A 20,647-nucleotide genomic window follows, 5' to 3' on the forward strand; every position below is an offset into this window, starting at 1 on the left:
ATAAAAAGGCACCCGTACCAAGAAAGATAAAATAACTTCCTTGGACGCGGGTGCATTTAGTGGTCTAATCGGCACATTCCTTTTATTATTCTCACTTACCATAATGTGGTAATCAAGAATAATATTACATTGAAAATGAATAATATCCTCTGGAAGCGTTATTTTGAAAAATTATATTTTTAAAAATATGCTTCGTTATTCAATGATTAAACCTATCAAAAAAATCCCACTAAAAACTTTTTCCAGAATAATAATGACTTATTCTCTTACCGTTTTATTCTCTTTAAAAGGCCTGTCATAAAGGATAGAAAGACATGGGTACCTGCTTTTACCGTTGTCTGTACAGCCGTATCCTTTAAAGGGTCCAGACAAACGATATCCATTGCCTTTACTTTTGGATGAAGCCCAGCCTCAAAAACAGCCTCCAGCAGCTCTTCCGTTCTCATTCCTCCCGGTGTGGATGCTGGTACTCCGGGTGCACATGCGATATCCAGTACATCCATGTCCACCGTTAAATAGATACGGTCTACTCTGTTTTCAAGATCCTTTAACGCGTCTTGGACCGTTTCTTTTATCCCTTTCATACGCGCCTTCTTTAAAGTGGTATAATTCAAGCCGCAATCCCTGGCATACTCCACAAGAGATGGAGCATTAAAAAAACCGTGAAGGCCAATATTATGAACATTCTCTCCTTTTACAGCTCCAGCTTCGATTAGCTGGCGAATAGGTGTTCCATTTGTTGGGCCGTCTGTTTTGGTATCCCGCAAATCTAAATGGGTATCAAGCTGCAGAATTCCAATCGTTTCCTTGCTGTTAGCGGCTTTAAGTCCTTTTACCAGCATCGCTGTGATAGAGTGGTCACCTCCAATACTGGCGATAAAAGAATCTGGATACAAGGCTGAAAGGCCCTGCATAGCTTCTTTAATATGTTGATGGCATAAAGCGACGTCTGTTACATGCATTTTTACATTTCCGATATCCAGAACAGAAAGATTCCTTAAATCCACTTCCTCCTCTAAATTATAGGTTGTAAATCCTTCCCAGGAGCGCCGGAATGCATTAGGAAATTCAGAGGCTCCGGATGCACTGATCGATGAACGGGATAATGGAACCCCTAACAAAATGACATCAAAAAAGGCCTTTTCATCTGATTCTTGAACATGATGATAAGAGGTTATCCAATCGTGAACCTTTAAATCCTTTTCCCATTCTTTCTTTCTCCAAGAAAAAGGGGGAGCATCAATCGGTAAACTCATTAGTTCATTCCGCATAGTCTGCCTCCATCCACTACTATTCTTCCGGCTTTAATAACAGTATGAGTATGATTCATTCCATAATGATATTGCAGCATGACATAATTCGGCACATCTAAAATGACCGCATCGGCTTTTTTTCCTTTTTCCAGACTGCCAATTTCAGAAGCTCTATTCAATGCATGTGCTGCATTTATCGTACATGCGGCAATTGCTTCCTCTGGACTCATACCCATTTTTAAACAAGCAAGATTCATAATAAATGGCAGCGAAGTGGTCGGTGAAGATCCCGGATTAAAATCTGTAGCGAGGGCAACGGGCACCCCTGAATCGATCATTCTTCTGGCTCTTGCAAATTCGGCCATTAGAAAAAAGGCTGTGCCAGGCAGTAAAACCCCCACAATATTCTTTTCCGCCATTTTTGCTATACCTTCATCTGATGCCTTTAATAAATGATCGGCTGAAATTGCTCCTGTTTCGGCTGCTAATTCCGCTCCTTTATAGGGTTCAATTTCATCAGCATGGATTTTGGGAATTAAACCGTATTTCTTGCCAGCCTCTAATATCCTTTTTGTTTGTTCAGGAGTAAAGACTCCTTCCTCGCAAAAAACATCGTTGAATTCAGCAAGATTTTCTTCTTTTACCTTGGGCAGCATTTCCTGAATAATGTAATCGACAAAGGCATCGGGATTTTCTTTGTATTGAAGCGGGATGGCATGCGCTCCCATAAATGTACTGACCACATCAACCGGGTGGGATTCCTGCAAACGCAAGGCTACCTGAAGCTGTTTCCTTTCATTTTCCCAATCCAATCCGTAGCCGCTTTTGGCTTCTACTGTTGTCACACCATGAAGAAGGAAAGAGTCAAGATGCTTCATTGCTTTATGAAAAAGGTGATCAGGGGAAGCGCTTCTTGTTTTAGATGTGGAAGCATGTATGCCTCCTCCGCTGTTCATTATCTCCATATAGGTTGAACCCTTCAGCCTCATATTGAATTCGTCTTCACGTGTGCCGGCATGAACAAGATGTGTGTGTGGATCTACAAGTCCAGGCATTACGATCTTTCCGGACGCATCTATTTGTTTAGCTTCTTGAAGACGTGAAGAATAGGCTTCTGCCAATTCTTCATCCGTCCCTACTGCCTGAATTCTTCCATCTTCCATCCACACGCTTCCATGCGGAATGATATGCAGCTCTCTCATTCTTTCCTTTGATAAGGGAGCATCTGTTCCCCCGCTTACCGTTATGACTTGATTGGCATTCCTTATAAAAATGGGTCTCGCATTCATTGGCGGTTCCTCCCTTATTGTTCAGATGGCAGCATCGGAATCAGCATTCCATTATTTTTGGCAGTTTGAACGGCTATGTCATAGCCAGCATCCACATGGCGTACCACTCCCATGCCCGGGTCTGTTGTGAGCACTCGTTCAATTCTTGCCTCTGCTTCTTTCGTTCCGTCTGCTACGATGACCATTCCGGCATGAAGGGAATAGCCCATTCCTACGCCGCCACCATGATGGACAGAAACCCAGCTGGCACCTCCAACCGCATTGATTAGGGCATTCAAGATTGGCCAATCTGCTACAGCATCGCTTCCATCTTTCATTGCTTCGGTTTCTCTATTAGGCGAGGCGACAGAACCGGAATCCAGATGATCTCTTCCAATGACTATAGGAGCTTTTAATTCACCGCTTGCCACCATGTCATTAATGATTTTTCCAAATCTAGCACGCTCACCATACCCTAGCCAGCAAATTCTTGCAGGAAGACCCTGGAAGTGAATTTTTTCTCTTGCCATCTTGATCCATTCGCAAAGATGCTGATTGTAGCTGAATTCTCTTAGAATTACTTCGTCTGTTTTATAGATATCCTCTGGATCCCCGGACAGAGCTACCCATCGGAAAGGACCTTTTCCTTCGCAAAATTGCGGGCGGATGTAGGCAGGGACGAAGCCAGGGAAATTAAAGGCGCCTGCAACACCTTCATCACTTGCTACCTGTCGGATATTATTGCCGTAGTCAAAAGTTACAGCTCCTTTTTCCTGCATTTCAAGCATGGATTTTACATGATTCGCCATACTCGCTTTTGACAACTTAATGTATTGTTTCGGATTTTCTTTACGCAAAACAGACGCTTCTTCAAGGGAAAAACCGACAGGGATATAGCCATTAAGAGGGTCGTGGGCAGATGTTTGATCTGTTAAGACATCTGGAATAAAACCGCGCTCCAGCATTTGCGGCAGAAGCTCTGCTGCATTTCCTAATAGTCCAATCGATAAGGCCTTGCCCTCAAATTTCGCTTCTAATGCCATACGGATGGCATCATCCAGTGACGCTACCTTGACATCCAAGTAACCGGTTTCAATTCTTCGGTCAATTCGTGTTTCATCCACTTCTATTGCAATACACACTCCTTTTGCCATTGTAACAGCAAGCGGCTGTGCACCACCCATGCCCCCAAGTCCAGCAGTAACCGTAATCGTTTGTTTTAATGACCCGCCAAAGTGTTGTTTGGCAAGCTCAGCAAAGGTTTCGTATGTTCCTTGTACAATTCCCTGGCTGCCAATATAAATCCAGCTTCCTGCTGTCATTTGCCCATACATCATCAATCCCTTTTGATCCAGCTCATGAAAGGTTTCCCAATTCGCCCACGCAGGAACAAGGTTTGAATTTGCAATCAGGACTTTTGGGGCATCCTTATGTGTTTTAAACACTGCCACTGGCTTTCCTGATTGAATAAGCAGCGTTTCATCCGTTTCGAGTTCATGGAGTGTTTTCACAATAGCATCATAACAGTCCCAGTTGCGGGCAGCTTTTCCAATGCCTCCGTATACAACTAAATCTTCCGGCCTTTCAGCCACTTCCGGATCTAGATTGTTCATGAGCATACGCAGTGCTGCTTCCTGGACCCAACCCTTTGCATGCAATTCAGTACCAGTATATTGTTGAATAACTCTTTTTTGATTTGTTTTCATATAGGACTCCTCCAATGCAATCTTTCTACATCCTCATTATAAAAGGTGAATACCTATAATATTTTCATAATATTTTTGGCTGTTTTATAATATTTTTATATTTTCAGATAACAAAAAAGTGTTTCATCTGAGGGATTTATATTTATTTTATTATTTTATATTTATTTTAGATTTATTTTAGATTTATTCAAAAAGAAAGGAGCGATTAAAAAGCCGCTCCTAATAACTTAATAAAATGCGAAAATAATGTTATATCAAAATAAAACTACCTATTAATTGTTTTCACCATATGATGAAATGGTTTTTCAATGATAAAAGTAGTTTTTTCTGTTTTAAAACCCATTCTTTCGTATAATCGTTTAGCGCCTTTATTTTCATACTCTACATTTAAAGCGAGCTTTGAGTAGTCTTTTTCAATTGCAATTGCTTCCATTGCCTCGATAAGTTCTGTCCCAAACCCTTGATTTTGAAATTCTGCAGAGACAGATAGAGTATCTAAATAAAATTCGTCAGCATCTGCTTCCTGATCAAGTTTATATCCAATTCTTTTAATGATCGGCCTGTCCAGTTTGTCAGCATCTTTTCCATGGTAAAGAATCGCAATTCCAGCTATTTCATCATTTGCTACTTTTACTAAGGCATTTCTGTAGCTTAATCGATTTTCATCTTCTTTTATATATTCTTCTAACGTTTTTAGGACATCTTTAGGATCACGGGAGTGGGTCATTTTCTCAGCAATGGGCCCTAAACAGTCATACAAAAGAAGAGCTGCTGCTCTTGCGTCCTTCTTGCCTGCTCTTCTAATCACGTTTCTACCTCCATTTCACATCTTAATTATAAGCTTTTATAATGATTCCGTTAAATTCCGAATGTAGATAACCCATAGCTTTACTTGAAAAAATGATAAGGTGTTTTTCTCTCTACTCGGAATGTCTGTTGGCAATTAGCGGTGTTATTGTTTATACTGTTCAAAGAATACATGTTCCGGAGGGGTATTAGTTGATAGAAATACAGAAATGGGAAACACCAAGTGTGCTGGCTTCTATTTTAAATAAAGCCGGCATCCCTTACCAATTTACAGGTCCTGCTGCACTTGTTATACAGGGTGTAAAATTAATGAATTTAAACGAGTGGACCCTTGAAATACAATGGGATTTGCTTGAAACAGCCTATACCCTATTAAGTGATTACAAGCCGTCCGTTAACAATAAGGATGAAAAAAAAGCCTCATTCTCCTTCGAATTAAATAGTGAAAAAGTGAGCATTGAGTGTATATTTAATACTACCATTCGCACAAATCCATACCGTATTATGGCTGCATATCAGGAGACTGATATTTGGTGTCTTTCGTTATATTATTACTTGTTTGATATCCTGACAGAGGAAGAGATGAAAGACAAGATTCATTCCTATCTGCTTGATCAGCAAAATGGAGTAACTGAAGTCAATAATCGAGCCTGGAACCAGCATAATTATCTTGCATTAATTAATCGCTTTGGGGAGCCTGCAGATGCTGCCAGAAAGATTAAACAGAACCCCGAATGGCGCCTTCACCCATTTTATAAGTATATGGGAAAAGTTGAAGGAAAAAAAATTCTGCATCTAATGGGATCAAATGGAGTAAAGGGCACGGCTCTAGCCTGTTTAGGAGCGGAAGTAACCATCGTAGATTTTTCCAGGGAAAATGAAAAATTTGCAAATGAGCTTGCAGCTAGTGCTGGGATTGAACTAAAATATATCGTTTCTGATGTACTAAATTTGCCAGACTCTATTAAAACAAACGAGTATGATATCGTGATAATGGAATTGGGTGTTCTGCATTATTTTATCGATTTACAGCCATTATGCAAGGTTATCAAAACCCATTTAAAGCCCGCAGGACAATTTCTCCTGCATGAGTTCCATCCTGTATCGACTAAGCTGATCACATCTTCAGGCAAGAAGCATAAAGTAACGGGAAATTATTTTGATCCCGCACTTGAAAGCCATGAAGTTGCTTTTTCAAAGCATATGGAAGAAAGCATTCAGCCTGAATTAAAAAAGGTTTGGCAAAGAAAATGGACCTTAGGAGAAATTATAACTTCTGTAGGACAGTCTGGCCTGAGAATCACTCAATTAGAAGAAGAACCTAATCATAAAGTCCATGATATCGGCCTCCCAAAAACCTATACACTGTTAGCTGTAAAAGACTGATTAAGAATGGCCCTGGAGCTGGCCAGAGATTACACTGGTTTAATAAGCTATTTAATGGAGAAATTTATACATTTCATTAAGGCTTGTTGAAAATTCAGGTTAATTTTACACTATGATAAATGTAATGAACTCAACCCAGCAGGATGACCAGGACGATGCCTAAGTCTTTGTGTAAGCCTAATTTAGAAACTGAATCTTTTTTTAATTAAAGCATAAGGCACGAGACTCCTGCGGGAAAAGAAGGCTTAGGGAGAGCCTGCAGCGGAAATCACCCAGCAGGATGAAAAAGCCTTTTCTAAAAAGCCGCATTCAATGAGTTGAATGCGGCTTTTTAGGGTGAATGGCTTATACCCAGTTTCCAAGTCATTCTACATCATATAAACACTTCACTGAAATTCTCTTACCAATATTTTTTTGAACTAAGAGCGGTTTTTTTCTAAATACTCATCCAATTGTGCTTCAGGATTCAATACCGCGCTGCTATGGCATATTTCTAAACGTTTAGGCTTTAAGACTCTTAGAACTTCACTGCTTTTTAGCGCTTCCCTCATATCAGCTGTAAACATCGGTATAGGCTTTCTTAATTTCCCTTTTTTTGATGTAAAAAGATCACCTGCAAGCAATACCTCATCCTCTTCATGATAATATGCCACATGGCCTGGTGAATGGCCTGGTGTAAAGTAAGGAGTCAAACTGCCTATAGGCTGAAGACGCCCTTCATTATCCGCTGAAAGAGGCTGAGTGATAGAAGGCGCAAGGAGTTCCACTGCTTTTTTTCGGCCAGGATAGGGAAGATTCCCTTCAATATAGGGAATTTCAATGGAGTGTGCATATACCGGTACGTTTATTTTACTTAAAATGGTCTTTACAGCACCTACATGATCACCATGACCATGAGTTAATATTATCCGCTGAAGAGGACCAGCCTGGATGTCATTAATGGACTTTAATATTCCTTTTGCCATAGAAGAAACTCCGGCATCAATAAGCGTCAGTCCATTATCATCTGCTACAAGCCATACTTGAATTGTAAAACCCATCCAAGACTTTAAGGTCCAAATATGCTTCGAAATTTGTTCAATTTTCATTCTTTTCTTCTCCCTGATTCATATTCACTTTAAAACCTCTTATTAAAATTTCAATTGCCTCATCAAATGCAGGCTGCAGCCGATTCATTAGTTCCTCAGGTGATTCATCAGAATTGGAATAGGTTGCTGTAATCCCATACAAGGTATAGAAAAAAATTCGTGAAAACGTTAATATGACCTCTTCATTTTTGCTTGTTCAAAGCTTTCTTGAATGGTAAGCCTAAAAACAACACGAAAGAGTTCATTTCGTGTTGTTTTTAACTCAGAATTAGGATTTGGTTCATCGACTCTTTTGCCCTTCTCATAATACTGTGAAACTGCAGCGGTAGATTGGACAGTCCTGGCATAGACTCGCTGCTAAAACCTATAACTATATCCTTTTCCCATTTATCGTATATATTGTTTAATTTTTCTTCAAACTAATCATTTAGTTTTTAAGCCTGATGAACGATATTGCGTAGGGGTCTGTCCCGTCCACTTATAAAAAATCTTCGAAAAATATTGCTGATTTTGAAAACCTGTAATGGCAGCAATTTCTTTTATTGACATGTCTGATTCGAATAAATGCTTTTTGGCATGCTCGACCCTTACAGAGTTAAGTGTATCCCGAAAGGTTGTGTTTCTTTTTTCAGTAAAGAGATGACTAATATAAGAAGCATTCCTTTTCACATAGTCAGAAACAGCCTGAAGATCAAGCTGTTTGTTCCAGTAGTTCAAATCAATAAAATGGAGGCATCGTTCAATGATGTCCAAATGCTGCAATTGATTGGTTTCAGTATGGACAGCATCAATGATATTTGTGATAAAAATAAACAGCCTTTGAACAATGCGATATATAACAGTTTCTTTTAAAATAGCATCAAATATCCTTAGATATTCCTTCTCATGTTGGTTCTCCTGAAGCTTAAAGGTTTTCATGTAACGGCGTATTTGAGCAAGGATGGAAGTCAGTCTTATTCTTAATAATTCAGGATCAGGATACGGACTCGAAAAACGCAAAAATTCTTTAAATAAGAAGGCCTGTATCTCCTCTTTGTTCCCATCATTTAGTGACTGTATCCAAAATTTCTGTTCCGAAGGGGTTAAAAAGGGATCAATAAACTCCCAATCAATGGGCTCACTAATTGTATGTACCTGGCTGTAACCAGTAAAAAAGGTGAGTTTGGCTGTCTTATTCGTGTCTAAATATCGTTGATGAACGGATTTACCAGATTGAATATCCACGTTAATAAAAACAGATAAATTTTCAGAAGAATGATTTCCCCAATCAAGCAAAAAACGTTTAAATATGTCCGGCCATTGCGCTTCCTCTTTCCATTCAAACAGGCATATAAGTTTGCTGCTGAGAGGATATAGCTTTGGCCTAACAGGAAAAGGATATTCTTGTGTTACCTGAAACAATGTTGATATCTCCGATGCATTTTCAGGCTGGATGATGGCTAAAACACATTGCGCTGGATCTTTGTATGATGGCAAAAATAGGCTATTGTATTCAATCATTGGAGATTTTATTAAAGGATCCTGTTCTTTCGATCCTTTCTTCTCACGTATTTCCTTTACAAGGGCCAGAACCTTCTGTACTAAATCCTGGGGAAGATACGGCTTAGCGAGAAGTCCTCTGCTTCCAATATCAATAGCTTTTTTTGCAGCCTCAAAGGTTGCCTCTGCTGTTAAGGAAAAAATAACTGGTTTAATGATCCGTATGGTGGAAAAAAGCTTTTCAGCTTCTTCTTCCTGCCCCATACTCATTTCTAAAATTAACAGGTTTGGAGATTTATTTTCGAGAGTAATAATGGCTTCACCTGCATGATGGGCAACCTCCACCTGTATATCTCTTATCGAGGATTCTAATAACCATTGTATCCCCCTTGCTTCAAATTGATCCTGGCTGGCAATTAGTATCTTCATGAAGAAAAGAACCCCTTTTGAAGAACATTTTCATATAAAAAGCAACTTCCGATTTTTTACTCGATTTTCTCCAGATTTCGATATTTTCCGCCAAAATAAAGCAAAGGGTCACCATCTTTTTTTGTTAGACCCGTTACTTCTCCTATAAAAATTGTGTGGTCTCCGGCTTTTAAGCTATCTGTGACTTCACAGGAGATAGCCGCAAGTGCATCCTTTAGAACAGGCTGGCCATCTAAGCGGTCAAATTCGATAGAGGTTTCCTCAATCAGCTGTTTAGCAAAAATCATGGATAGCTTTTGCTGGTCATCCTTTAAGAAACTGACTGTAAATTTTCTTGTTTGAGGGAGAAGTGTATGCATTGACGCTTTTTCATCAATTGAGATCGCTACAAGCTTTGGTTCTAAGGAAACAGACATAAACGAGTTTACTGTCATGCCATGAATGTTTCCCTCTGATTCTGTTGTAACAACCGTTATACCCGTTGCAAATTTCCCCATTGTATCCCGGAATACCCTATTTTCCATTCTTATTTCCTCCTCTGGCTAATAAAAATTTTTACTTTCTATTTTACGTTGTCTCTAGAATAAATCTGCAGCGTTTATACAGCAGTGTTTCATATAAATAAATTTTCAAAGTCATAATTTATTTATATGCTCTATTACAGCTCAATGACGATATTTTGAGCAAATGGCAATGCCATTGATACACTTCAAAGGAGCCCCAAATGCTTAACAGGCCCATGAAGGCTCGTGATCCGCTCTGGAGTTAAGTCAACAGTGCTTAATTTATAAGTAAATTATATCACGCATATTGAGCCGATGTCTTTTTTATCTAGGCTCTTCCCCTAACCTTTGATACTATTTAAAATATTAGCTTTGTATAGGTTCGTAGTTGATTTTACACCCATATTGATTGAAGCTTGATGAGCGCAGGGCTCCACAGCCGCCTCGGAAAGCGAGTGCCTTAAGCGGAAATCAGGATAATAGGAGCACACCTCATATCTCAATTACATTCTTAATCAGGAATGAATTATAAGGAGATAGAAACGAAAGGCACGAGTCCCTTGCAGGAACAGGTTGTTAGTGAGTATGCTGAATGCTTTCCTCCCTTTTTTTTTCTATATACGCGCTGCCTAAAATCTGCTATAACATACATATGAAATGGCCTTCAATGAGCTAAAAACACCAAGATCCCTTAATAAAAGTCTATGATAAAACATTGCAAAAGGAGGATACTTATGATACCTAAACGCTTAAAACCGGGTGATGAAATTAGAGTAATTGCTCCATCTACGAGTATGGCTGTCATTAAAGGAAAACAGCTGGCAATAGCAACCGAAAGATTAGAAGCTCTAGGCTTTCATGTTACATTTGGCCAGCATGTTGATGAACATAATGATTTTTTTTCAACATCTATTGAGAATCGGCTTAACGATTTGCATGCCGCCTTTTTGGATCCAAATGTCAAAGCCATTCTTACTGCGATAGGCGGCTATAATTCCAATCAGCTATTAAGCTATTTAAATTATCAATTAATCAGCCAAAACCCGAAGATTCTTTGCGGCTATAGTGATATCACCGCTTTACAACTGGCCATTTATCGAAAAACAGGCTTAGTGACTTATTCAGGTCCTCATTTTTCAACATTTGGTATGAAAAAGCAATCTGATTACACCATCCAATCCTTTTTAGCGGCATTAACCAATGATGCGCCCTATGAACTGGAACCTTCAGAAACCTGGAGTGACGATAAGTGGTATTTGGACCAGGAGGCCAGAAGCTATCATAAGCAGGATGGATATCTGTTAATAAACGAAGGAAAAGCAAAGGGGACATTCATTGGAGGTAATTTGTGCACACTTAATTTACTTCAGGGTACAGATTATTTTCCTTCCTTAAAAGATAGCATTCTTTTTATTGAAGATGACGAAGAATCTCATCCTCTGACCTTTGACAGAGATCTGCAATCTGTACTTCAGCTCCCTGACGCCAAATACATAAAAGCAATCTTGATCGGCAGATTTCAAAAGGGGTCAAATATGACGGAAGAAGCCCTTATAAAAATGATTGAAACCAAAAAAGAGCTTTGCGGCATTCCGATTGTAGCTAACGTTAATTTTGGACACACCGATCCGACTGCAACCATTCCAATAGGGGCTAAAGGTTATGTAAACGCCACCCAGGAAATGATTGAAATCGTTGTAGAACCATGAAAAAACTCATGGTTCTTTTTTGAAGGAAAGTATAAATTTTTTTAAAATAAGGCTTTGTTAAATTTCTATGTTAATAACTGCTCGTTTTTCAGCTGAGCTGAAAGGCGTGTGAAACAGCTGCTTCACACGAATGCGCTACAAAACTACAGCGTCCTCTAACAAAGCCAAAAATAAATTAATTAACCACTGTGGCCACTGTCTAACTCCAGCGCCTATCGGCTAGCGTATTTCTCCGTCTTCTCCCTGCGATAAGTTAACATCTAGTTTCCTTTATCTCAGTCGAAGACTCCGAAATCCGTACGCCGATGAACAAGGCGCTTCCGCTTTTCTTATTTAAATTGCTCGCGGAGAATAAACTTTTGCACTTTGCCACTTGCATTTTTTGGCAATTCTTTCAGAAAGAAATAGCGTCTTGGCCTTTTGTAGTCTGCCAGCTTCGGACTTTCTTTGCAAAATTGCTCTATATCCTGTTCGGTAAGGGGCTTTTTCTTAACAATTGCTGCCGCCACCTGCTCTCCCCAGTGCTCATGAGGCAATCCAAAAACTGCAGCCTCTAATATTCCTTCGTGTTCAAAAAGAATATCTTCGACTTCTCGCGGATAAATGTTTTCTCCTCCGCTTATTATCATGTCATCTGCTCTATCTGAAATATAAAGATACCCCTCATCATCCATGTAGCCTAAATCACCTGTGTGATACCACCCTTTATACATAGCTCGTTCTGTTGCTTCCTTCAATTGATAATACCCTGCCATCATACAAGGGCCTTTCGTCAAAATTTCCCCTATCGAAAATGGTGGCAGAATATCTTCAGGCTCTGAAGGATTGTTTTCTCCTTTTCTTACTACCCGAATATCATGTCCATAGCATGCTCGGCCTGCTGATCCTGCTTTTATCAGCTGCTCATGGTCCAATAAAAAAGACACGGCTGGACCCATTTCTGTTTGGCCATAAGCTTGAACCAGCTCTATTTCAAATGCATCCTTTACTTTATTGACTAAAACTGGTGCCATAGGAGCAGCTCCATACAGGCCTATACGCAGTGAGAAGAGGTTATATGAGAGGAAATCTTCCTGAAGAAGCATATTCCACATTGTAGGGGCCGAGAAAAAAGTTGTTATTTTTTCTTTTTCAATTGTTTGAAGGACCTGATGGGCTTGAAATTCATGGAGGATAATATTGCATGCACCTACAAGAATTCTAGGAAGAAAACTGCAATGTAGTTCAGCACAGTGAAACATGGGGGCGCAAACGAGGCCGCGATCGAGCGGACCCAATTTTAGTATGCTTGAACAAATCAGTGCCTGCTCTACCATCTCAAAATGTCTGTGCATCACTCCCTTAGGGCGGCCTGTGGTACCGCTAGTATACATGATGGCATAGACATCATCTTCTTTTATGTTTATGTCTTCTAAGTTAGTATGTTCTGAGGATAGGATTTCTGAGTAGCAATAAGCATAATCTGTCAACTCATTATCAATTGACCAAAACTCTGCACCGCATTCATACTGCTTGCGTGCTTCAGCCACCTGCTCAGCCGCCGCTTTTTCAAAAATTACTATTTTAGGCTGAGCATCCTTAAATATATAAGCAATTTCTGCTGATTTCAGCCTAAAATTTATAGGATTAAATACTGCTCCTATTTTTGCGCAGGCAAATAGGATGATGGCTAATTCGCTTGTATTGTAAAGGATTGTTGAAACCTTGTCCCCTTTTTGAATTCCCCTTCGTAGAAAAGCGTTTGCTGTTTTATGAATATCTTCCTGGAATGCCTTATAAGTCCATCTTTTGCTGTTTCTGCAGTCCACCAATGCTTCCCTGTCAGGGTATTTTAAAACAGTTTGTTCGAATAAATGAGAAATCGTAAGTCCCATGTCCAAAGCCCCCTTTCATCTTTAATTCAAGATATGCTTGTATGATTTCCTGCATACCAAGGAAACTACAACTTAGTTAGAAGAATGGCTGAATTAGCCAAAGCACGCATGATGGGTAAAAATGTTTTAAATAGACAAATAAAGTTGCGTATAGGCAAAATAATGGTTTACTTTTTTTAATTGTAAGAATAGAATAGTAACGAATAATCTTTTCCTTAAGGAAACTTTTTTGAAGCAGGTTTAAAATTAGTGGAGGGAATGAAATGCTGACTGAAAAAACGTACAGAAAAGAATTAGTTCCTAAAATAACGCGAATAGAAAATTCTGCTCATGCTGTCCTCAGAGGAGAGGTAAAGGGAATCAAAAGGATTCTGCCCTTTCTCGGCCCGGCTTTTATTGCGGCAGTCGCTTATATAGATCCAGGAAATTTTGCTACAAATATTTCCGCAGGCTCAAAATATGGATATATGCTCATTTGGGTAATTGTGATATCCAATTTAATGGCAGTGCTTATACAGTCTTTATCCGCAAAACTTGGGATTGCAACAGGAAAAAATTTGCCCGAGATTGCCAGGGATCGTTTTCCAAAAGGAATTTCCATTTTTCTTTGGCTGCAAAGTGAAATTGTGATTATAGCTACAGACCTTGCTGAATTTATCGGTGCGGCACTTGGATTATATCTCATTTTTGGTATTCCAATGCTTCCTTCTGCTGTTATTACCGCTGTTGCTTCCTTTTTAATTCTGGAACTCCAGCGGAGGGGCCATAGAGTTTTGGAAGCAGTTATTGCCGGTATGGTTCTCATGGTAGTGTTAGCCTTTGCATTTCAGACCTTTTTAGCTAAACCTGATGGAGGATTGGCTTTAAAAGGCCTTCTTCTCCCCCGTTTTAATGGAGTCGACAGCATTATGCTGGGAGCAGGCATACTGGGTGCAACAGTAATGCCGCACGCAATTTATCTGCATTCGTCTCTTACACAAAAGAGGATTGTAGGAAAGAATATCCAAGAAAAAAAGAAAATTTTCAAATACGAATTTATCGATATTATCATCGCTATGCTGATTGCCGGTACAATAAATGTTTGTATGCTTTTGGTTGCCTCCGCGTTGTTTTTCCAAAGAGGTATGACTATTGAAGACCTTGGCATTGCTTATACCCAATTTAAACATTATCTGGGTCCTCTTGCTGCCTTGTCATTCGGACTGGGATTATTAATTGCTGGACTTTCAAGTTCTTCCGTCGGCACCTTATCAGGCGATGTCGTTATGCAGGGATTTATCAATAAAAAGATTAATCTATATGTCCGAAGAGCCATTACCATGATACCGCCCCTTGCCATTATCATATCAGGTGTCAATGCTACCGATGCTCTTGTCATCAGCCAGGTCATCCTTTCGTTTGGTATTGCCTTTGCTCTTATACCGCTTGTCGTCTTTACAAGCAATAAAAAGATTATGGGAGGACTGGTCAACCATCGATTGACGACCTTTATCGGATGGTGTGTTGCCATCTTAATCGTAGGTTTAAATATCTTTCTTGTCATTAATTCAATTAACTAAAACAAAAGGAGCCAAAGCTCAAAAATCGCTTCATTCAGATTTTTGAGCTTCGGTCCCTTTTTTGTTTGTTAAAGTTGTTTCTCACAGTAAATATTGGTAAATCAAGCGAACGCAGAAGTTAGTTTATCTCAAATTGGGGAAAAATGAGGTATATGGTTTGCATAAGTAAAGAAAGATCATTTCATGTTTGTCTTCTTCCTTATAGCAATCGTAATAATTAGGAATAAAAATTAAGGAGGAACTTGTTGTCGTGATTAAAACCACAGATGAAGGTAGCATCTCAGAACAGTCCCAACAATCATCTGCTCCAGAACAGGTATTGCAGGGAGAAGTAAAAGGAATAAAAAAGATTCTTCCCTTTCTGGGACCTGCTTTTATTGCAGCGGTTGCCTATATCGATCCTGGAAATTTTGCTACCAATATAACGGCCGGTTCAAAGTACGGCTACCTTTTATTATGGGTTATTGCTATTTCCAACCTGATGGCATTACTTATTCAATCCTTATCTGCAAAGCTTGGTATTGCAACAGGCAAAAATCTGCCCGAACTGGCAAGAGAAAATTACCGTAAGGGTACTTCCATTTTTCTTTGGGTTCAAAGTGAACTAGTAATTATTGCGACCGATCTGGCAGAATTTATCGGAGCTGCATTAGGGTTAAATTTATTATTTGGAATGTCTATGATCCCTGCTGCCCTCATTACTGCAGCAGCCTCATTCGGAATATTGGAGCTGCAACGAAGAGGCTACCGCCCGCTTGAGATTGGCATTGCCTGCATGGTATTCATAGTGGTATTAGCTTTTGTCGTACAAACAATCATTGTACAGCCTCAATGGAGTAATGCTTTTCATGGTCTATTTGTCCCAAGGCTTAAAGGGGTGAACAGTATCCTGCTTGCAGCAGGTATCCTTGGAGCAACGGTCATGCCGCATGCCATCTATCTGCATTCTTCTTTAACACAAAGCCGGATTAAAGCTAAAAATGAAGAAGAAAAAAGGAGAATATTTAAATTTGAATTTATCGATATTTTGATAGCTATGATCATTGCAGGTGTCATTAACATGCTAATCCTGGTCGTATCAGGAACAATATTTTACGAAAAAGGCATGTTAGTACAGGATTTGCCGGTAGCCTATCATAAATTTTTTACGTATTTAGGCCCTGTTGCCGCCATTTCCTTTGGTCTTGCACTTTTAATTGCGGGACTGTCCAGTTCCAGCGTGGGAACCCTGGCAGGTGATGTTGTCATGCAGGGATTTATTAATAAACGTATTAATTTATACGTACGGCGTGCCATTACCATGATTCCGCCGCTTTTAATTATTATTTCGGGGTACGATCCAACGAAAGCACTTGTATTAAGCCAGGTAGTTTTATCTTTTGGTATTTCTTTTGCTTTGGTCCCATTAATTTTATTTACAAGTAAAGAAAACATTATGGGAACGCTTGTGAATCAAAAATGGGTTACCGCTCTTGGATGGATTGTGGCTGCCCTTGTCATTTCCTTAAATATATTTCTTCTTTTCCAATCACTATTTACATGAGGGTAATGTACTTAGACTTAGCATTAATCTTAATAGTACTGTTGCATCTTGAAGCAGCTCTACGCTAGACTCACAACAATTCCCTGAAGTTTTTCACCTAAAAAGAGGATGCCTGGCATCCTCTTTTTAGGTGAAATCATATATTCTTCTTATCCTTTAAGCTTCTGGACTTCAGTTTGTATAATGTCTGGCAAGTATTCTTTTAATTCCTTGAAACGATATCCAAGAGATCTAGCCTTTTCATTTGACATGACCCAATTCCCTGGAATGGAGTATGGTGTTGAGCGGCTATCATCACTGCTTTGTTGAACGTGAGCCCTTTTATGAGTTGTTTCGTTTATATATTCAATAAATTCATTTAACCGTACACTTCCATTTGTACATGCGTTAATAGGTCCTGAATAAGATTGTAATCCAATCCAAGCCAGAAAATCACCTGCTTCTTCCTCAGAAATAAAGCAAATAGAGGCGTCAGGGTTTCTGAGGTAGATCACCTCATCATGAAGGGCTTTACGAATATAAAAAAGCATTCTTTCTGTATAATCCTGTTCCCCAAGTACAATGGGAAATCTGACTGCAGTAACTGGAAAAGGAGATTCCTGAAAGAAAACAGCTTCGGCAAGTCTCTTCCCTTCATTGTATGTTACCTCGTCAGATTCTGTATACCGGACAGGATAAGTATAAGGATCAAAATCGCTTTCCTCTAAAATCTTGTCCTTCAACTCGTAAACAGATAATGATGAAGTAAAAACATATTTGTCTGTTTTATTTGAAAAAACCGAAATAGCATTCTTAGCCTCATTAGATGAGTAACAGATTTGATCATAGATTATATCCCATTTTCTGCCCTCAAAGGCAGAATGAAAGGATGCAGAATTCGAACGGTCGAATTGAATTTTTTCCACTTGATCGTAAAACGGCACTTCAGTATTCCCGCGGGTGGCCACAGTTACTTTAACACCCTTTTCTAATAATGCCTGTACCAATTTAACCCCAAAGAATCGTGTTCCACCTAGGACAAGAGCTGACTTCATTTAAAAGACCTCCTTTTTATAAGGCTAAAGGCTGTAATTAAATAAGCCTTTAATATATACATTAATCTTGATTAATACTTTGATATCAAGGTTCTTTATAATTATTCGACAGTTGCAGATAAAAACCTTTTTATCACACAATCATATTACAGTTTAAATTATTACATTTTAGTACCTATGAATTGAAAACGACCATTGGGTATTACTCAGATATGTGTACTGTTGTTTGTCCTGCCTGTTCACTTCCATAAATCAAAATGAGTGTAAGATCAGCATCGATTTTTTCAGTGGCCATCCAATATGTTCTTTCTTCCTAATCGTTAAGGCAATATGGATTGCGATAGGTCGATTAGGTTTGATTTTTGAACTCGTATAAAGTAATTTTCAGGTAGCCTAGTATAAAACTAAATAGAAAAATCTCCCTACCTTTTTACCTTTTTTTATTCAGTCGTAAAAAAAGGGTGACTCAAAAAGCGGCATATTCCCGCTTTTTGAGTCACCCTCCTCTTCAGAAAAAATTATCGATGGACACTAGTTTTTTTATTGGTCTGAAATGGCTCTCCCATTTCTTTTGAACGTTTTGCAGTGCCAAACATTGCTTTCACAATGGCCTGGTTGCCTCCATAAAGCTCTAATTCTTTTAACCCATGCTCTGTAGGACCATTGGGAGCACAAACATTTTCCCTTAACTGAGCCGGGTCTTCTCCTGTTTCAAGCACCATTTTTGCTGCACCGTAAACCGTTTGGGCAACTATGCTCCTGACCATGGTTGCAGGAATACCATTTTCAATAGCTGCTTTCTCCATTTGCTCCATTAATGAATAAAAATAGGCAGGGCCGCTTCCTGCAATGCCTGTAAACAGATCCATTTGCTTTTCTTCTAAAATATAAACTTGTCCAATTGTTTCAAGCATTTCTTTAATATCCTGGAGTTCGTCAGCCTGAACATATTTACCGAGCGAAATAGCTGTAGCGGATTCTCCAATCATACTGGAGGTATTGGGCATAACACGTATCACTTTTTGGCCTTCGTGAAGATGCTCTTCCATGAACTCGGTCGAAACACTCGACACGACTGAAATAATGTACGAATCTTTGGTTATACTGGTTTTTAAATTTTTTAATGCATCTATAATATGGGAAGGCTGCATGGCAAGTACAATTAAATCCATACTGGAAAGGTCGATGGAATTTGCCTCTCCCCCGCTTATTTGATATTTTTTCTTTAAATCTTCAATCCTTTGCCGATTACTTGAATTCTGAACATAGATTTGATTAGAAGGAATTTTATTCGATTGAACCAAGCCGGAAATCATTGCTTCTGCCATTGGTCCAGCTCCTAAAAAGGCTATTTTCTTATCTTTTAACATGGGAATCATCCTATCTTGTCCGTCTTTTTTACAATGTAGTTTATCATAACATGTTTTATTAAGAATTCAAGGATAATAGGTTAAAAGAGATTGAAAAATAGGATTTCACATACTCAGCAATAGTTTTTAAATCTATTTTAAATTCATCCTTATACTGGTTTACTCTTTAACGGGGAAGAACAGTTCCGGATTAACAAAGCTTTTTTAAAAGGGATTCTACTATTTTTTCACATATTTCATGAGTGGCAAGAGAATCGTGTATGGAGATCATTGGCTTAGTTTGTTCTTTCACTGCTTGAATGAAATCACTTACCATTTGGTCAAATCCTCTTTTGTGAAGTGCTGGCTCCCAATCACTGCTTTTAACTCTCGTTACATTGCTGCCCTGGTAGATATACACATCGGAAACATCAAATACTGCTCTTTTTTCTTGTGTACTCATGATTTCTAGTTTTTCATCTGTTGTCCCGCTGTCTCTGTTCATAATACCAATCGCTGTTCCATATTTTGATAAAAATTGAATGGTAACATGATATAATAATTTCTCCTTCATTTTACCATGGACAATGATTTCATCAATGTCGTACGGAAAAAGGTAACGGATTGTGTCGACAACATGAATACAATCATCAAAAATAAAGGTCCTCGGATCGGCCGGGAGATTTTTCCGATTCTTTTGCATTATAATCATATTCGGTTGTTTCAAATCCTTTAGGCTTTGATAGGATGGAGCATACCTTCGGTTAAATCCAGTCATTAATATAAGCTTTTTGCTACGCGCAAGCTCGGAAAGCTCTTTAGCCGTTTCAATTTCATAGGTAATGGGTTTATCTACAAATACATGAATACCTTGCATTAAAAGCTGCTTTATCACACTATAATGCGAGATTGTAGCAGAGTGAACAAAAGCCCCTTTGACACCTGATTCCATTAAAGAATCCAGGCTGCTGTGAATATAAGGAAAACGATATTTCTCACTAATTTCCTGTCTTTTCGTCATTGATCGCGTAAAAAAATGGAATTCTATCTTCTCCCGTTCTGCGTATAAAGGGAGATAGGCTTTTTGTGCAATATCACCTATTCCGATAACTCCTAGCTTTAACATGCTCATCAACACCCTTCTTTTAATCAATTCTCACTGGTTTACAGCTTCTGGATTGCCTGAATTTGCTGCCTTTTGATCATCAAAGGGAATAGTAGTATTTCCTAGTATTTGATAGGTTTCATGCCCTTTTTCGGCAATCAATATGATATCCTCCTGCTTTGCCTGAATAATTGCTTTTTCTATGGCTCTTATTCGATCCAATTCAAGGATTAATTCCTTCCCCACTTCTATTTTATCCTTTTTAAGCAGGATGGTTTGACTTTAAAGATACACCAAAGTGAGTTTTCTTTATTTTACCAATTTGTTATCAAGAGAAAAACAAAAAACATCCATTCTTATTCGAATCATGATACCATTTTGATATAGGTTCAATGCAAGCATCCTTATATTTGTTTTCCCATAAAGCGTTTTTTTATAAAGCCAGGATTTAAGTACTGTGACAAGTAAACCTGAATAGGATGCAAGTGTTGCTAAACGTAAATCAATATTAAAAAAACATTCCTAAGATGTTGCAGCAATGTAGATTAGTACATA

General features: G+C 38.8%; 16 protein-coding genes. 4 read left to right on the forward strand and 12 right to left on the reverse strand.

From position 1 onward, the window contains the following. Window positions 1–266: 266 nt before the first annotated feature. The 4 genes from A5N88_RS04635 to A5N88_RS04650 form a co-directional block, all read right to left on the reverse strand. Window positions 267–1,271 carry an agmatinase family protein gene (locus A5N88_RS04635; RefSeq protein WP_412733809.1) on the reverse strand — a complete coding sequence of 335 codons (1,005 nt, stop codon included), beginning with the start codon at window positions 1,269–1,271 and terminating at the stop codon, window positions 267–269. Further along, window positions 1,256–2,542 (reverse strand): imidazolonepropionase, encoded by a 1,287-nt coding sequence (gene hutI, locus A5N88_RS04640; protein ID WP_066263623.1) that lies wholly within the window; start codon window positions 2,540–2,542, stop codon window positions 1,256–1,258. Before hutI ends, A5N88_RS04635 begins: the two co-directional genes overlap by 16 nt. Before the next feature lie 14 nt (window positions 2,543–2,556). Then, a complete protein-coding gene (hutU, locus tag A5N88_RS04645; protein ID WP_066263625.1) occupies window positions 2,557–4,227 on the reverse strand; it encodes a urocanate hydratase in 1,671 nt (556 codons plus the stop codon). Window positions 4,228–4,492: 265 nt separating this feature from the next. Next, window positions 4,493–5,035 carry a GNAT family N-acetyltransferase gene (locus A5N88_RS04650; protein WP_066263627.1) on the reverse strand — a complete coding sequence of 181 codons (543 nt, stop codon included), beginning with the start codon at window positions 5,033–5,035 and terminating at the stop codon, window positions 4,493–4,495. A 191-nt stretch (window positions 5,036–5,226) separates the two neighbouring features. Here A5N88_RS04650 and A5N88_RS04655 point away from each other — a divergent pair, with 191 nt between their 5' ends. Further along, a complete protein-coding gene (locus tag A5N88_RS04655; RefSeq protein WP_232317522.1) occupies window positions 5,227–6,420 on the forward strand; it encodes a class I SAM-dependent methyltransferase in 1,194 nt (397 codons plus the stop codon). Window positions 6,421–6,839: 419 nt separating this feature from the next. Here the strand turns inward: A5N88_RS04655 and A5N88_RS04660 are convergent, their stop codons facing one another. The 3 genes from A5N88_RS04660 to A5N88_RS04670 all read right to left on the reverse strand — a co-directional run bounded on the left by A5N88_RS04660 (window position 6,840) and on the right by A5N88_RS04670 (window position 9,940). Next, on the reverse strand, window positions 6,840–7,508 hold the full coding sequence (locus A5N88_RS04660) for an MBL fold metallo-hydrolase (protein WP_066263633.1): 669 nt from the start codon (window positions 7,506–7,508) through the stop codon (window positions 6,840–6,842). A gap of 423 nt (window positions 7,509–7,931) precedes the next feature. Beyond that, a complete protein-coding gene (locus A5N88_RS04665; RefSeq protein ID WP_066263634.1) occupies window positions 7,932–9,416 on the reverse strand; it encodes an AraC family transcriptional regulator in 1,485 nt (494 codons plus the stop codon). A gap of 56 nt (window positions 9,417–9,472) precedes the next feature. Then, window positions 9,473–9,940 carry a flavin reductase family protein gene (locus A5N88_RS04670; protein WP_066263635.1) on the reverse strand — a complete coding sequence of 156 codons (468 nt, stop codon included), beginning with the start codon at window positions 9,938–9,940 and terminating at the stop codon, window positions 9,473–9,475. Window positions 9,941–10,653: 713 nt separating this feature from the next. Here A5N88_RS04670 and A5N88_RS04675 point away from each other — a divergent pair. Continuing rightward, window positions 10,654–11,628: a S66 family peptidase gene (locus A5N88_RS04675; RefSeq protein WP_066263638.1), complete on the forward strand. Its 975-nt coding sequence runs from the start codon at window positions 10,654–10,656 to the stop codon at window positions 11,626–11,628. Between the two features lie 329 nt (window positions 11,629–11,957). Here the strand turns inward: A5N88_RS04675 and A5N88_RS04680 are convergent, their stop codons facing one another. After that, entirely contained in the window at window positions 11,958–13,502 is a 1,545-nt protein-coding gene (locus A5N88_RS04680; protein WP_066263640.1) for a long-chain-fatty-acid--CoA ligase, read from the reverse strand. Window positions 13,503–13,768: 266 nt separating this feature from the next. On the opposite strand from A5N88_RS04680, the gene A5N88_RS04685 reads away from it, so the two are divergent. Then, a complete protein-coding gene (locus tag A5N88_RS04685) occupies window positions 13,769–15,061 on the forward strand; it encodes an Nramp family divalent metal transporter (protein ID WP_412733811.1) in 1,293 nt (430 codons plus the stop codon). 250 nt (window positions 15,062–15,311) lie between these two features. Then, window positions 15,312–16,604: an Nramp family divalent metal transporter gene (locus A5N88_RS04690; RefSeq protein ID WP_412733810.1), complete on the forward strand. Its 1,293-nt coding sequence runs from the start codon at window positions 15,312–15,314 to the stop codon at window positions 16,602–16,604. Window positions 16,605–16,753: 149 nt separating this feature from the next. Here the strand turns inward: A5N88_RS04690 and A5N88_RS04695 are convergent, their stop codons facing one another. The 4 genes from A5N88_RS04695 to A5N88_RS04710 all read right to left on the reverse strand — a co-directional run bounded on the left by A5N88_RS04695 (window position 16,754) and on the right by A5N88_RS04710 (window position 20,338). Continuing rightward, a complete protein-coding gene (locus tag A5N88_RS04695) occupies window positions 16,754–17,638 on the reverse strand; it encodes an NAD-dependent epimerase/dehydratase family protein (protein WP_066263644.1) in 885 nt (294 codons plus the stop codon). 518 nt (window positions 17,639–18,156) lie between these two features. After that, window positions 18,157–19,008, reverse strand: a complete 852-nt coding sequence (proC, locus tag A5N88_RS04700) for a pyrroline-5-carboxylate reductase (RefSeq protein WP_066263647.1) — start codon at window positions 19,006–19,008, stop codon at window positions 18,157–18,159. A gap of 190 nt (window positions 19,009–19,198) precedes the next feature. Next, entirely contained in the window at window positions 19,199–20,119 is a 921-nt protein-coding gene (locus A5N88_RS04705) for a Gfo/Idh/MocA family protein (protein WP_232317523.1), read from the reverse strand. Window positions 20,120–20,143: 24 nt separating this feature from the next. Further along, window positions 20,144–20,338: a hypothetical protein gene (locus tag A5N88_RS04710; protein ID WP_066263654.1), complete on the reverse strand. Its 195-nt coding sequence runs from the start codon at window positions 20,336–20,338 to the stop codon at window positions 20,144–20,146. Between the last annotated feature and the right edge of the window lie 309 nt (window positions 20,339–20,647).

Source organism: Heyndrickxia acidicola (genome assembly GCF_001636425.1).
Classification (GTDB): domain Bacteria; phylum Bacillota; class Bacilli; order Bacillales; family Bacillaceae_C; genus Bacillus_AE; species Bacillus_AE acidicola.

What these genes read in the sequence shown, in the direction of transcription:
- A5N88_RS04670 (WP_066263635.1), bottom strand. Translation starts at nt 9,940, where the DNA reads ATGGAAAATAGGGTATTCCGGGATACAATGGGGAAATTTGCAACGGGT.
- A5N88_RS04680 (WP_066263640.1), bottom strand. Translation starts at nt 13,502, where the DNA reads ATGGGACTTACGATTTCTCATTTATTCGAACAAACTGTTTTAAAATAC.
- A5N88_RS04705 (WP_232317523.1), bottom strand. Translation starts at nt 20,119, where the DNA reads ATGAGCATGTTAAAGCTAGGAGTTATCGGAATAGGTGATATTGCACAA.
- A5N88_RS04660 (WP_066263633.1), bottom strand. Translation starts at nt 7,508, where the DNA reads ATGAAAATTGAACAAATTTCGAAGCATATTTGGACCTTAAAGTCTTGG.
- A5N88_RS04695 (WP_066263644.1), bottom strand. Translation starts at nt 17,638, where the DNA reads ATGAAGTCAGCTCTTGTCCTAGGTGGAACACGATTCTTTGGGGTTAAA.
- A5N88_RS04635 (WP_412733809.1), bottom strand. Translation starts at nt 1,271, where the DNA reads ATGCGGAATGAACTAATGAGTTTACCGATTGATGCTCCCCCTTTTTCT.
- hutU (WP_066263625.1), bottom strand. Translation starts at nt 4,227, where the DNA reads ATGAAAACAAATCAAAAAAGAGTTATTCAACAATATACTGGTACTGAA.
- proC (WP_066263647.1), bottom strand. Translation starts at nt 19,008, where the DNA reads ATGTTAAAAGATAAGAAAATAGCCTTTTTAGGAGCTGGACCAATGGCA.
- A5N88_RS04665 (WP_066263634.1), bottom strand. Translation starts at nt 9,416, where the DNA reads ATGAAGATACTAATTGCCAGCCAGGATCAATTTGAAGCAAGGGGGATA.
- hutI (WP_066263623.1), bottom strand. Translation starts at nt 2,542, where the DNA reads ATGAATGCGAGACCCATTTTTATAAGGAATGCCAATCAAGTCATAACG.
- A5N88_RS04675 (WP_066263638.1), top strand. Translation starts at nt 10,654, where the DNA reads ATGATACCTAAACGCTTAAAACCGGGTGATGAAATTAGAGTAATTGCT.